Source organism: Arthrobacter sp. AZCC_0090 (assembly GCF_014207375.1).
Lineage (GTDB): Bacteria > Actinomycetota > Actinomycetes > Actinomycetales > Micrococcaceae > Arthrobacter.
The window spans coordinates 340,821-353,994 of the sequence record NZ_JACHEE010000001.1 but is presented as its reverse complement, the minus strand read 5'-3'; the positions used below and the strand labels follow the sequence as shown (position 1 = coordinate 353,994).

The window sequence follows — 13,174 nt, the reverse complement described above, 5'->3', positions numbered from 1 at the left end:
CGCGGCCCGCCCCGTGGCAGTATGGCATTACAGGAAGTCCCCGTTGCCGGGGATGGACAGAATGGAGAAGGAAATGGCAGCTCAGGAGCAGCAGCAACCGCAGTCCCGCGACGTCGAGACAGAAGCTGACGTCCCGGAGGCACCGCCCGCAGCACCAGAAGCGCAGGCTTCGGTCGCCACCCAGGGCGTGGACGATCTCCTGGACGAAATTGACGGTGTCCTTGAATCGAACGCCGAAGAGTTCGTACGGGCGTTCGTGCAAAAGGGCGGCCAGTAAGAAGCCGCCAGCTAATCTCAGGGCCCGGCCGGCGCGAGGCCGCCGGGCATCGGATGTCAGAGTCGAAGGAGCGCAGCAATGCAGGATCCAGCAGCCGGCCATCTGGCCACCCAAGCAACGTCTTCGTTCACAGAGCATCTGCAACGCTCCAGGCCTGAACTCCTTCCCTTCAATCAAGCGCTTCCCGTGGGACAGATCCCGCCGGTGCCCCATGCCACAACAATCGTTGCCCTGAGTTATCCGGGTGGCGTCCTGATGGCGGGGGATCGACGCGCCACCATGGGCAACGTCATCGCCAGCAGGCACATTGAGAAAGTCTTCCCGGCCGACGATTACTCTGTCCTGGGCATTGCCGGCACTGCCGGGCTCGCCATCGACATCACGCGGTTGTTCCAGGTGGAATTGGAACACTACGAAAAGATCGAAGGCACGCTGCTGAGCCTGGATGGCAAGGCTAACCGGCTCGGGGCCATGATTAGGGGCAACCTGCCGATGGCCATGCAGGGTCTAGCAGTGATCCCGCTCTTCGCGGGCTTCGATCAGGCAGCGGGGGTGGGACGGCTCTTTTCCTACGATGTGACCGGCGGAAGATACGAGGAATTAGAGCACCATTCCGTGGGGTCCGGTTCCGTGTTCGCCCGTGGTGCCCTGAAGAAACTGTGGCGGCCGAACCTCACCGAAGAGGAGGCAGTCGCCGTCGCCGTCGAAGCCCTGTATGACGCCGCCGACGACGACTCCGCCACGGGCGGTCCGGATCCAGTCCGCCAACTCTGGCCGGTGGTGTACACGGTCAATCGCGCAGGTGCCCGTCGGGTTTCCGAACGGGAGTTGGCGACGATCGCCGGATCCATTATTGAAGCGCGCGCAGTTGCCGGACGGGAGGCCTGAGATGACCCAGCAGTTTTATGTTTCGCCCGAGCAGCTAATGAAGGACCGCGCGGATTTCGCGCGGAAGGGCATCGCCCGGGGCCGTTCCGTCGTCGTGATCAGTTGCGCGGACGGCATCGCCCTGGTGGCGGAAAACCCGTCCCCGTCCCTGCATAAGATCGGTGAGATCTACGACAAGATCGCCTTCGCCGCCGTGGGCAAGTACAACGAGTTTGAGAGCCTCCGGCAGGCTGGCGTGCGCTACGCCGACGTCCGCGGCTATTCGTATGATCGCGAGGACGTTACTGCCCGCGGGCTGGCGAGCGTCTATGCGCAAAGCCTCGGCGCCGTCTTCACCGCGGAACAGAAGCCGTTCGAAGTGGAGCTTGCGGTGGCAGAGGTCGGGCACACCGAGGCCGAGGATCATCTGTATCGGCTGACCTTTGACGGTTCCATTGCCGACGAGAACGGCTTTGTGGTCATGGGCGGCTTGGCCGAGCAAGTAGCGGAAGTCGTGGCTGCTGGCTGGCAGGCCGAGCTTAGCCTGGCCGGCGCCCTGCGCCTGGCGGTCAAGGCACTGGCCACGGACAAAGAGGTGGACGCCCTGCCCGGGACCGCTGTCGAAGCCGCAGTGCTGGACCGAAGTCCGGAAAGCGGGCGCGGGTCCCGTCGAGCTTTCCGCCGGCTCCGGGCAGAAGAAATCACGCAGCTGCTGGCAGGGGAGGCCTGAGATGGACAAGAGAATATTCGGGATAGAAACCGAGTTCGGGATTTCGTATTCGAGCCCGGATTCTAGGCCCTTGGCCCCCGAGGAAGTCGCCAGGTACCTTTTCCGCAAGGTGGTGAGCTGGGGACGCTCCTCCAACGTCTTCCTGACCAATGGCTCGCGCCTCTACCTCGACGTCGGCTCACACCCGGAATACGCCACGGCGGAATGTGACGACCTCGCGCAGCTGATCGCCCACGACCGGGCAGGTGAACTCATTCTCGATGACCTCGTAGACGAAGCGCAGGCCCGCCTCGCGGCCGAGGGATTCAATGGCACGGTCTACCTGTTCAAGAACAACACCGATTCCGCCGGAAACTCCTACGGCAGCCACGAGAACTATTTGATTCCCCGGCGGGGTGAGTTCTCGCGACTCGCCGAGATCCTCATTCCCTTCCTCGTCACACGGCAATTGATCGCAGGTGCGGGCAAGGTCCTGAAAACGCCACATGGTGCCACCTTCGCGTTCTCTCAACGGGCAGACCACATTTGGGAAGGCGTGTCTTCGGCAACCACAAGGTCCCGCCCCATCATCAACACGCGCGATGAGCCGCACGCCGACGCCGAGTTCTTCCGTCGCCTGCACGTGATCGTTGGGGATTCCAACATGTCAGAGACGAGCGCGCTGTTGAAGGTGGGAACGGTGGATCTGCTCCTCCGGATGATTGAGGCCGGAGTCATCATGCGGGACATGCGCATGGAGAACCCCATCCGCAGCATCCGCGAAATCTCGCACGATCTGAGCGGTAAAGCCTTGGTGCGCCTGGCCAACGGGAGGCAACTGACGGCCCTGGATATCCAGCGTGAATACCTCGCGAAGGTCAGCGCCTTCGTGTCTTCGAACGGAGCCCACAACCCCCACGTGCCGCTCATCCTGGACCTCTGGGAGCGCACGCTCAACGCCATCGAAAGCGGCGACACCAGTGGGATCGACACCGAAGTGGATTGGGCCATCAAGAAGAAGCTGATGGATGGCTATATGCGTCGCCATGGAATCGGCCTGGATTCCCCGCGGATTGCGCAACTGGATCTTACCTATCACGACATTTCACGCAGGCGCGGGCTCTTCTTCCTTCTCCAGTCACGTGGTGCTGCCCGGCGCCTGGTGGCAGACACAGACATCAAGGACGCCGTGGACGCGCCGCCGCAAACCACGCGGGCGAAACTCCGCGGCGACTTCGTCCGGCGGGCCCAGGAACTTGGCCGTGACTACACGGTGGACTGGGTCCATTTGAAGTTGAATGATCGCGCCCACCAGACGATTTTGTGCAAGGATCCCTTCCGCAGCGTCGACGAGCGGGTGGATGCCCTGTTGGACTCAATGAGCTGACTCCCAGCTTCACCGGTTATTCTGGAGGTTGGCCTTTGACGGGCCTCTACGCGCATGGCCGAGCCTGGCCCGGCCGTGCTCTCCTTTTGCCCCGACGAAAGTTCATTTGTGCGACGTCTACTAGCAATTCTTATCCCCGGCCTCTTGCTGCTCACCGCCTGCGGCGGAAGTCCGGCAACAACAGCAACTCCGGAGCCCACCAGTCAGTCCGCCGGCGAAGTCGCCAAACTGGATTCCCTCAAGGTCTCCGACAATGGAGACAAGAAGGCTCCCGGCCTGGAGTTCACCAAGCCGTTGGATGTAACGCAGCCAACCATCAAACTGGTCAGCGACGGCACCGGCGACAAAGTGAAGGCCGGCCAGATCGCTGAGATCGCCTACATCGCCGTCGACGGCAAAGATGGCAAGACCCTTGAAGACACGTTCACTACGGGCCCCATGCCGGTCGAATTGAACGACCAGCTCAAGACCGGCAGCGCTGTCCTCTACAACGCGTTGGTCGGCGCGAAAGTGGGTGCCGACATCGCTTTCGCCGTCCCCGGAACTGCGGCGAGCGGAACAACAGCGGCAACGTCGTCGCAGCTGGTGGTCTTCAAGATCACTTCCGTCAAGGACGCCACCAAGGCCTTGGATAAGCCCGAGGGCGATACCGTGACGCCTCCCGCGGGACTCCCGACGGTGAAGGTCGATGACAAGGGGATCCCGCAGATCTCAGTCGACGGAGCGACGGCACCGCAGAGCCTTGTTGCCCAGGACCTGATCAAGGGCAAGGGCGCAGTCGTCAAGGAAACGGACACCCTGACGGTCAACTACGTCGGGGTCAACCTGGTGGGCGGCAAGAAGTTCGACTCCAGCTACGACCGTGGAAAGACTGCAAGCTTTGCCCTGAACGGCGTCATCAAGGGATGGACCCAAGGCCTTGCCGGCAAGACAGTCGGGTCCCGGGTCCTTCTGGTGATCCCCAAGGACCTCGCTTATGGCGACGCCGGTCAAGGCGACGCGAAGGGCGATCTCGTCTTCGTCGTGGACATCCTCGGCGCCAACTAGCTTCGGCAAATATTCACACCGCATTGTCCCTATCAAATTGAGGAGTACCCATGTCATTTGGTCAGCGTGATTACGACCGCACTAAGCCGGAAATCGACTTCCCGGAGGGCGACGTCCCCACCGAACTCGTCATCAAGGACCTCATCGTCGGTGACGGCGCCGAGGCTCAGGCCGGCGACACCGTGTCCACTCACTACGTTGGCGTTGCGTGGTCCACTGGCGAGGAATTCGACGCATCGTGGGGCCGCGGCGCGCCGCTGGACTTCCGGGTCGGCGTCGGCCAGGTCATCCAAGGCTGGGACCAGGGCCTTCTTGGCATGAAGGTGGGCGGCCGTCGCCGTCTTGAAATCCCCTCGGAGCTCGCCTATGGCTCCCGCGGCGCGGGCGGGGCCATCAAGCCCAACGAAGCCCTGATCTTCGTCGTGGACCTCGTGGCAGTTCGCTAGCTTCCACAGCGTGAGAAGGCGCGTTTGCAGCCGGAGGAATCCGGCCGCAGACGCGCCTTCCGCCTTTGCCGCGGGAATTTAGTAACGTTGCAATCGTGTCCGCATCACGTACCGAACGACTCCTGAACCTGCTGATCGCCCTTCTGAACACGAAGTACGGGCTGTCCCGGGCTGTTCTGAGGGACAAGGTCTACCACGACGCCGGCGAGAGCGACGTCGCGTTCGGACGCATGTTTGAACGGGACAAGGTAGACCTGAAGCAGTTTGGCTTCGACATCGAGACGCTCCTAGACCATGGTTTCGGCTCGGACGATCCCGCTTCCACGCGCTACCGCATCGGCAAGGAATCCAACCGCCTGCCGGATGTTCATCTGACCCCCGCGGAGGGAACCGTACTGCTTTTGGCCGCGCAGTTATGGGAACGCGCAGCCCTGGGCTCAGCAGCAGCCAGTGCGCTGCGGAAGCTGCAGGCCTCAGGCGACCTTGCCGACGTCGAACTTCCGGCAGGGGTCCAGCCGCGCATCAAACCTGCGGGCCAGGCCTTTGACGACATCATCGCCGCCATGAACGGTCAGCATCCCGTCAGTTTCCGCTACCGCGCCGCGAGCACCGGAAAAGAGGAGGACCGGCTGGTAGAGCCTTGGGGCCTCGGGAGTCGCTTCGGCCAGTGGTACCTGGTGGGCTTCGACCGGGGGCGGGACGCGAAACGCTTCTTCCGCTTGTCCCGGATGACGAGCGAGGTCCGCATCGAGGCACGGGACCACTGCGAGATTCCTCCGGGCTTTGACACCCGCGCCGAACTGGACAGCCTCAGTGAACTTCCCTTGCAGGAAGCCCTCCTCGACGTCGCCGAAGGCCGTTTGCTAGGGCTTCGCAAACGGGGGGTGAGCAAACGGGCAGCTGGCGCCAGCGGCCCCCAGAATGGCAGGGAGCGCCTCTGCGTGCCGTTCCGGGACAGCGAGCTCCTCGCCGAAGAACTGGCCTCCTACGGTCCGCATGCAAGTGTGGTAGGCCCGCCTGAGCTGCGTGACGCCGTGGTCCGTCGGCTTGAAGCCGCCGCTGCCTTCGCCGCGCGCCCCGCCGTCGAGGTCCGTTTTCCCGAGGCTGGTCCCGCGCCCCGGGCACGCAAGCGAACCTCGGAGGACCAACTCAACCGCATGCTGCAATTGGTGCCTTTCCTCGTCCATAACCAGGGCTTGCCCATCCAGGAGGTGGCGGACCGCTTCGGTATCACTCGCAAGGAACTGCTCGAGGACTTGAAGATACTCATCTGCTCCGGCCGTCCCGAGGGCTATCCGGATGACTTGTTCGATATCGATTGGGAAAACGAGCACGTCTACATCCGGGAGCACCTCGAACTCAACCGGCCCATCCGCTTCAGCGTTGACGAAGCCTGCGCGCTGCTGACGGGCCTCGCCACCCTAGGCGGACTTCCCGCCCAGGCGGGAATGTCGGAAGACGAACAGAGCGGCGCCCTGGAGTCCGTGACCCTGAAGCTCACAGGCGCGGCGGGGGAGGCCGGCCGTTTGGCGGCGGCCGTCGCCGGCCCTCCCGTGACTCCGGCCGACGCCGGAGCTTTCGGCACCATCACCCGGGCGATCCAAGCGGGCAGCCAGTTGCGTCTTCGCTACTTGTCACAGCAGCGCGATTCAGTCTCCGAGCGGGACGTCGACCCCCTCCGGCTCTACTCGCTGGACAACACCTGGTACTTCGAGGCGTACTGCCACAGCAAAGCAGGGTTGCGGAACTTCCGGCTGGACCGCGTGGAGGAGCTCGCACCGAACGGCAGGGTTGTTTCCGGGGCTGCCAGCGCCGAGGGCGGCGTTCCGGTGAAGCTCTACACTCCCAACGACGACGACGTCGTGGTTGTCCTCCAGCTGACTCGACAAGGCTCCGGGCTTGCTGATGACTACTACGCGGAGCGGACAGCAGTGCTTCCCGACGGCGGCCTTCTTGCTGAGATCCGATTCGGGAATACGGATTGGTTGCCGATGTTCGTTGCCCAGCATGGCGGTGCGGTCCGGATCCTCCAGCCTGCCGAACTGGCGGATGCCTCGGCAGAGTGGCTAGCCGCGGCCCTGGCACAGTACAAGCAACCGGGCCCAATACAAGCAGTGAAGGCTGGATAGACTACTCAAATGCCTTGGTGGTCCTGGATCCTTCTGTGGGTCGCTCTGATTTCGGTGTCCCTGCTTTGCTACGTCCTTTTGGGCATCAGGCTTTTCCGGAAGTTCATGGCGACGGTGCATGAGCTGAGCGCGGCGGGGGAGCGGCTGGGGCATCGCACGTACCTTCCCGAACACTCTGACGACGACGGCGGAGCGTCGCCAAAAGTGTTCGGCGCGGCCGTTTTTGCCTCACCGGAACAGATGCGTCATGATTACGTGACGGCCAAGGCCTCCCGCCAGGAAGTGCGTCGCCAAAAGCGCGTTAAGCGCAAAGCAGAACGGGGCCAACCCCAGTCTCTGCACGACATCGAATTCAGTTAGACGTAGGATGTATTCCAACGAAAGGACTTCCCGTGGGAAAACTGTTTGAAAGCCCTTGGCCGATTCTCATCATCATCATCGTGGCCCTGCTGCTGTTTGCGGCACCCAAGCTGCCTGCCATGGCCCGCAGCCTCGGCCAGTCGATGCGCATCATCAAATCCGAAGTCAAGGAAATGAAGAACGACGGGAAGCCGGCGGCCAAGGACGACTCGGACCCCGTTGAAGGCAAAGTGGTCAACCACCCCGAAGCCAACTCCAAGAGCGGTAACGACACTGACGTTCCGCCAGCAACCCGTAGCTAAGCAGTAGTGGCAACGAAGACGGGCCGCAAAGCCAACCCCGAAGGGCGGATGGCGCTCCTAGACCACCTAAGGGAGCTTAAGAACCGGCTGATCAAGTCTGCCATCGGCGTGTTCCTAGGCGCCGTGGCAGGATGGTTTCTGTATGAGCCTGTAGTCAACAGCTTGTCGGATCCCTTGGTCAAGATCGCCCAGGAGACCAAGCGGACAGCCGTCCTGAATTTCGCGAGCGTGGCGGATCCGTTCGACTTCAAGCTCCGTATTGCCATCCAGATCGGCCTAGTGATCTCCAGCCCGATCTGGATCTACCAAGTCTGGGCATTCATCACTCCAGGTCTGACCAAGAAGGAGCGCCGCTACACCCTCGGGTACATGGCGGCGGCGGTGCCTTTGTTCCTGGTAGGCGTGTATGTCGCATGGTTGGTGATTCCGAACGTCGTGCGGGCATTGCTGCAGTTCACGCCACAAAACGGTGCCAACAACATTGACGCATCGCAGTATCTGACCTTCGCCACGCACATGCTTCTCTTCCTCGGCATCGCCTTCCTGGTCCCCGTGGTGTTGGTGGGCGTCAATATGGCAGGCGTTTTGAGCGGCAGGACCATCCTCAAGGCGTGGCGCATCACCGTCTTCCTCGTGTTCGTCCTGGCCGCCGTGGCGGCGCCCGGTGCGGACGCTCTGTCGATGTTCATGCTCGCCGGCCCCCTCCTTGCGCTGTTCTTCGCCGCAATCGGGCTGTGCATGCTCAACGACAAACGGCGGGCCCGCCGTCAGGCCAAGGTCACCGCTGAGACGGAAGCCACGGCCGACGTCGCAACACCTGCTTCCGATCTGGAGAATCTGTAGTCTTCCGGCCACTAGGCTTGAAGCATGTCCTCCAATTCAGGGGCCCTTTCGCCCTCAGAAGCCTTTCAAGCTGCAGCGCAACGGAGTGCTGAGTCGAAAACCTATCTCGGCACCTTCGCCCAATCCTTGGAGTTCGAACTCGACGATTTTCAGCGTGACGCGTGCCGTTCGCTCCAGGAAGGCAAGGGCGTGCTCGTTGCGGCGCCCACGGGGGCCGGGAAGACCATCGTCGGAGAATTCGCGATCTACCTTGCCCTCGAGCGAGGGCTCAAGGCCTTTTACACGACGCCCATCAAGGCACTGAGCAACCAGAAGTTCTCTGAACTCTCGGCGAAGTACGGCGCATCAAGCGTGGGACTGCTGACCGGTGACACCACGATCAACGGCGAGGCTCCCATCGTCGTCATGACCACTGAGGTCCTGCGGAACATGTTGTACGCGGACTCGGACACCCTGGGCGACCTTGGCTATGTGGTGATGGATGAAGTGCACTACCTTGCAGACCGCTTCCGCGGCGCCGTCTGGGAGGAAGTGATCATCCACCTACCCAGCGAGGTACAGGTGGTTTCCCTCAGCGCCACGGTGTCCAACGCTGAAGAATTCGGTGCGTGGCTGGATACCGTGCGCGGACACACCGATGTGATTGTCTCCGAGCACCGTCCCGTTCCCTTGTGGCAGCATGTCATGGTGGGCCGCGAGATCGTCGATCTCTTTGCTGGGGACACCAGTTTTGATCAGATCGCTCCGGGAGCAAGCGATGGTGGGACACCCCTGCCAGCGGCAGTCCAGGAGGCGGACCGGATTTCCAGGCAGAAGGAATTCGAGGTCAATCCCGAGCTGTTGTCCATGGCCAGGGCCGAGAGCCAGATGAACTTCCGGGGCCGATTCGGCCACGGTGGACGCAGCCGCCGCAGGCAGGACCGCCAGCGTGACAACAGTGCCGCGGAGCAGCGAAGCCCTGTGCGCAAAGCCAGCCGCCCACAAATCATTGCGAGTCTGGACCGCCAAGGACTCCTGCCGGCCATTACCTTTATTTTCTCCCGTGCCGGCTGTGACGGGGCTGTGGCACAGTGTGCCGCAGCCGGGCTGTGGCTGACCACGGAGCGGGAACAGCAGATCATCGCGGCCCGGGTAGATGAGGCAAGCCGCGAGATTCCCGCGGACGACCTCGATGTGCTGGGTTTTTGGAGCTGGCGTGATGGCCTGCTCCGAGGGCTCGCTGCGCACCACGCCGGTTTGCTGCCTACTTTCAAGGAAGTCGTCGAGACCTTGTTCGCCGACGGCCTGGTGAAAGCCGTGTTCGCCACGGAGACCTTGGCGCTGGGTGTCAACATGCCGGCCCGCTGCGTGGTCCTCGAGAAGCTCGACAAGTTCAACGGCGAAGCCCACGTTAACATCACCGCGGGGGAGTACACCCAGCTGACCGGCCGTGCGGGAAGACGGGGAATCGACGTTGAAGGTCACGCTGTGGTCCTTTGGCAGCCGGGAACGGATCCTGCGGCCGTCGCCGGCCTTGCCTCGCGGCGCACCTATCCTCTCAACTCGAGTTTCCGGCCCACCTACAACATGAGCATCAACCTGATCGCCCAGTTCGGGCGTCCCCGGGCGCGGCAGATCCTCGAATCATCGTTTGCGCAGTTCCAGGCCGACCGTTCCGTCGTAGGGCTGGCCCGGCAGGTTCGGAGCCGTGAAGAGTCACTGGCCGGCTATGCGGAGTCGATGAAGTGTCACCTTGGCGACTTTACCGAGTACGCCAAGCTCCGGAGGGATCTCAGCGAAGCGGAACAGTATGCATCACGCAGCACCTCCAGGGCCCGCAAATCCCTCACGGCAGACTCCCTCACCCGCCTCATGCCTGGAGATATCGTCAAGGTTCCGGGTGGACGTTCGCCAGGTTACGCCGTCGTGCTCGATGCCGATCCCAATGCGCGTGAACCGCGGCCCGCGGTCCTCACGGAAGACAATCAATTGCATAGGATCGGCGCCCACGAGGTCGAAGGTCCGGTCGCACCCGTGTCCTGGATCCGCATTCCGAAATCGTTCAACGCGAAGCTGCCCAAATCCCGCCGTGATCTGGCATCAGCCATGCGGAACGCAGTGCGTGAGGGGCGACCGCCTGCCCGGGGGACCAGCAGGAACGAGGACTTTGGCCGCGCCCGCTACTTGCCGGACCAGGAAAAGAAGATCGCGGAGCTGCGAAGGGCGTTGCGCGCCCATCCTTGCCACGGCTGCAGCGAACGTGAAGACCATGCCCGTTGGGCCGAGCGTTGGTGGAAACTGCGCCATGAGACCGACGGGCTCGTCCGGCAGATCCAAGGCCGTACCAACACGATCGCCAAGACTTTTGACCGCGTGTGCGATGTCCTCGCCGCTTATGGCTACCTCCAGACATCCGACGCCGGCCATGTCACCATCAGCGCGGATGGACAACGCCTTCGCCGTATCTACGGCGAAAAGGACCTGCTGATCTCCCAGTCCATTCGGCAAGGCGCCATTAAGGACCTCGACGCCGCAGAACTGGCTGCGCTGGCCAGCACGATGGTTTACCAAGCCAAGCGTGACGATCGCGGTCTCCGGCCCAAGATGCCGTCCATCTCCCTCGAAACATCCGTGGACATCGTGGTGCATGAATGGTCCGCGCTGGAGGACGTCGAGGACAAAAACAGGCTCCCGTTGACCGCCGAGCCGGAACTTGGACTCGTATGGCCCATTTTCAAGTGGGCCAAGGGTCGCCATCTTCAGGAGGTGCTCAGTGGCACCGACCTCGCCGCAGGTGACTTCGTGCGCTGGGCGAAGCAGGTGATCGATCTGCTGGACCAGCTGGCCAAGATCCCAGGGCTTGAGCGGCGCCAGGCCAAGACATGCCGCGAAGCGATCGATCTGGTCCGCCGCGGTGTCGTGGCCTACTCCAACGTCTCCTGACCCACCACAGATTCCCAGCAAGGAGCATTTCCATGACCCATCCAGGCATGCCCACCGAAACCAAGCCCCGCAAGGTCACGATGTACCGGAACGGTTCCGTCTATACCGCGGCAGACCCTTTTGCGACGGCAATGCTGGTCGACGGAGACACCGTTGCCTGGGTCGGTTCAGAGCAAGCCGCGACGTCCATTGCCGATTCCTCGATGGAAATGATCAATTTGCGGGGTGCCTTGTTGGCTCCCGGTTTCGTAGATTCACACATGCATCTCACCGAGACTGGAATTGCATCCGATGCACCCCAACTGGCCGGGGTCCGCTCGGCCCGGGAACTGCTCGACGTCGTCGCGCGCGCCGCGAAGTCCCTTGGCGCCGCCGGCACCGTACTGGGCCATGGCTGGGATGAATCGACCTGGCAGGACAGTACACTGCCCACTTTGGAACAACTCGAACGCGCCGCCGGTGGACGCAAGGTGTATCTAGCGCGAGTGGACGCGCACTCAGGCCTCGCGTCATCGTCCTTGGTTTCAGATGCCGGCCTCGACGGCCTTGACGGCTACGACGGGTCGGCGCACGTTCTGCGGGCAGCCCATACTGCCTCGCGGTTGGTCGCCCGGCAGTTCCCCGAAGCCGAGCGCCGCCGGTACCAAGAACTGGCCCTCCGCGAGGCTGCGGCTAACGGCTACGTGGCTCTGGCAGAGATGGCGGCGCCACACCTATGCAGTGTCGAGGACCTGCGGATGTCCTCGTCGTGGAACGAAAGCAGGGAGGGTGTCGCCGAGATCCTGCCCTATTGGGGCGAGCTTGCCGCCTCTGCCGAGCATGCCGCTTCCATCCTGGCAGGCTTGGACGTGCCTGTTCTTGGCTTGGCCGGCGATTTGAACATCGACGGTTCCATCGGGTCCCGTACGGCAGCCCTTCGCTCCGACTACTCTGACGCGCCGGGGCACCGTGGAAGCCTGTATCTCTCTGTGGACGAGGCCGCCCGCCATCTGGCCGCTTGTTCAGCCTTGGGTATCCAGGCAGGTTTCCATGTCATCGGCGACGCCGGCCTGAAGACTGCGCTGGATGCCTTGGACCTTGCCGCTGCAGAAGTGGGGGAGCAGCGGGTCCGTGCAGCGGCGCATCGCCTTGAGCACGTGGAAATGGCGGATGCTTCTGATCTCGCCCGTCTTGCCAAGTACTCGATCACCGTGAGCGCCCAGCCTGCGTTCGATGCCGCCTGGGGCGGAGCAGGAAAACTCTATGAACAGCGACTGGGCGCCCGGAGTGCAGCGATGAACCCCTTCGCCTCCTACTACTCCACCGGGGTGCCTGTGTGCTTTGGAAGCGACAGCCCGGTCACCCCGTTGCGCCCATGGTCCAGCGTCAGGGCATGCTTGGAGCACAGCAATCCGGATCAGCGTATTTCGGCACGGGCCGCTTTTCTGGGACACACCCGGGCGGGTTGGCGGGCCAGCAAGCAGCGCAATCCGCTCATGGGGCAATTGGTTCCCGGGGCGCCTGCAAGCTTTGCGGTATGGGAAGTTGAAGAACTGATGGTTCAGGTGGCAGATGACCGTGTCCAATCCTGGTCCACGGATCCACGCGCCCGCACGCCCCTTCTGCCCGCGCTGGACAGCGGAAACGACCCCGCCTGCCTGCAGACCGTGCGCGAAGGTCGGGAGCTCTTCTCAAGTGATTCATTACGGTCATAGTTGCAAATATCCTGCCGATCCTGAAGGCCCCCTGACCTGCGTCTATGAGTGAAACCGCAGGTCAGGAGGCGCTTGACAGGATTTGTGAAGCCCGTAGCATTTAGGGTCAACAGGCTGCCACAGGGAACACCTGGCGGTCTGGCCACGGTGGGGTCCGTGTCAAAACAGCGGGCCTGCTTTCCAGACCGTGG

12 protein-coding genes are annotated in these 13,174 nt (G+C 62.7%); all 12 read left to right on the top strand.

Annotated features, from left to right (window positions below; translation table 11 throughout):
• The first annotated feature begins 73 nt into the window (after positions 1-73).
• The 12 genes from HNP00_RS01705 to HNP00_RS01650 all read left to right on the top strand — a co-directional run bounded on the left by HNP00_RS01705 (position 74) and on the right by HNP00_RS01650 (position 12,983).
• On the top strand, positions 74-277 hold the full coding sequence (locus tag HNP00_RS01705; protein WP_184735227.1) for a ubiquitin-like protein Pup: 204 nt from the start codon (positions 74-76) through the stop codon (positions 275-277).
• Positions 278-355: 78 nt separating this feature from the next.
• Complete coding sequence (gene prcB / locus HNP00_RS01700; protein WP_184735226.1) at positions 356-1,165, top strand: proteasome subunit beta; 810 nt, start codon at positions 356-358, stop codon at positions 1,163-1,165.
• 1 nt (position 1,166) lies between these two features.
• On the top strand, positions 1,167-1,874 hold the full coding sequence (gene prcA / locus HNP00_RS01695) for a proteasome subunit alpha (RefSeq protein WP_184735224.1): 708 nt from the start codon (positions 1,167-1,169) through the stop codon (positions 1,872-1,874).
• A gap of 1 nt (position 1,875) precedes the next feature.
• Positions 1,876-3,240, top strand: a complete 1,365-nt coding sequence (gene pafA, locus HNP00_RS01690; protein WP_184735222.1) for a Pup--protein ligase — start codon at positions 1,876-1,878, stop codon at positions 3,238-3,240.
• A gap of 108 nt (positions 3,241-3,348) precedes the next feature.
• Positions 3,349-4,287: an FKBP-type peptidyl-prolyl cis-trans isomerase gene (locus HNP00_RS01685; RefSeq protein ID WP_184735220.1), complete on the top strand. Its 939-nt coding sequence runs from the start codon at positions 3,349-3,351 to the stop codon at positions 4,285-4,287.
• Between the two features lie 50 nt (positions 4,288-4,337).
• Entirely contained in the window at positions 4,338-4,733 is a 396-nt protein-coding gene (locus HNP00_RS01680; RefSeq protein WP_184735218.1) for an FKBP-type peptidyl-prolyl cis-trans isomerase, read from the top strand.
• A 95-nt stretch (positions 4,734-4,828) separates the two neighbouring features.
• On the top strand, positions 4,829-6,862 hold the full coding sequence (locus HNP00_RS01675) for a YafY family protein (protein ID WP_184735216.1): 2,034 nt from the start codon (positions 4,829-4,831) through the stop codon (positions 6,860-6,862).
• A gap of 9 nt (positions 6,863-6,871) precedes the next feature.
• The gene (locus HNP00_RS01670) at positions 6,872-7,222 is read left to right on the top strand and encodes a hypothetical protein (RefSeq protein WP_184735214.1); all 351 of its coding nucleotides are present in this window, start codon (positions 6,872-6,874) and stop codon (positions 7,220-7,222) included.
• A 32-nt stretch (positions 7,223-7,254) separates the two neighbouring features.
• Complete coding sequence (gene tatA, locus HNP00_RS01665) at positions 7,255-7,524, top strand: Sec-independent protein translocase subunit TatA (RefSeq protein ID WP_184735211.1); 270 nt, start codon at positions 7,255-7,257, stop codon at positions 7,522-7,524.
• 48 nt (positions 7,525-7,572) lie between these two features.
• Positions 7,573-8,367 (top strand): twin-arginine translocase subunit TatC, encoded by a 795-nt coding sequence (gene tatC / locus HNP00_RS01660; RefSeq protein ID WP_184735638.1) that lies wholly within the window; start codon positions 7,573-7,575, stop codon positions 8,365-8,367.
• 24 nt (positions 8,368-8,391) lie between these two features.
• Positions 8,392-11,289, top strand: coding sequence for an RNA helicase (locus HNP00_RS01655; RefSeq protein ID WP_184735209.1), 2,898 nt, complete (start codon positions 8,392-8,394; stop codon positions 11,287-11,289).
• A 32-nt stretch (positions 11,290-11,321) separates the two neighbouring features.
• Positions 11,322-12,983, top strand: a complete 1,662-nt coding sequence (locus tag HNP00_RS01650; protein ID WP_184735207.1) for an amidohydrolase — start codon at positions 11,322-11,324, stop codon at positions 12,981-12,983.
• The last annotated feature ends 191 nt before the right edge of the window (positions 12,984-13,174 follow it).

Bases quoted from the DNA above. Each gene is read 5' to 3' on its own strand.
- HNP00_RS01655 (WP_184735209.1), top strand. From the start codon at position 8,392: ATGTCCTCCAATTCAGGGGCCCTTTCGCCCTCAGAAGCCTTTCAAGCT.
- pafA (WP_184735222.1), top strand. From the start codon at position 1,876: ATGGACAAGAGAATATTCGGGATAGAAACCGAGTTCGGGATTTCGTAT.
- HNP00_RS01670 (WP_184735214.1), top strand. From the start codon at position 6,872: ATGCCTTGGTGGTCCTGGATCCTTCTGTGGGTCGCTCTGATTTCGGTG.
- HNP00_RS01680 (WP_184735218.1), top strand. From the start codon at position 4,338: ATGTCATTTGGTCAGCGTGATTACGACCGCACTAAGCCGGAAATCGAC.
- HNP00_RS01705 (WP_184735227.1), top strand. From the start codon at position 74: ATGGCAGCTCAGGAGCAGCAGCAACCGCAGTCCCGCGACGTCGAGACA.
- HNP00_RS01650 (WP_184735207.1), top strand. From the start codon at position 11,322: ATGACCCATCCAGGCATGCCCACCGAAACCAAGCCCCGCAAGGTCACG.
- tatC (WP_184735638.1), top strand. From the start codon at position 7,573: ATGGCGCTCCTAGACCACCTAAGGGAGCTTAAGAACCGGCTGATCAAG.
- prcB (WP_184735226.1), top strand. From the start codon at position 356: ATGCAGGATCCAGCAGCCGGCCATCTGGCCACCCAAGCAACGTCTTCG.
- prcA (WP_184735224.1), top strand. From the start codon at position 1,167: ATGACCCAGCAGTTTTATGTTTCGCCCGAGCAGCTAATGAAGGACCGC.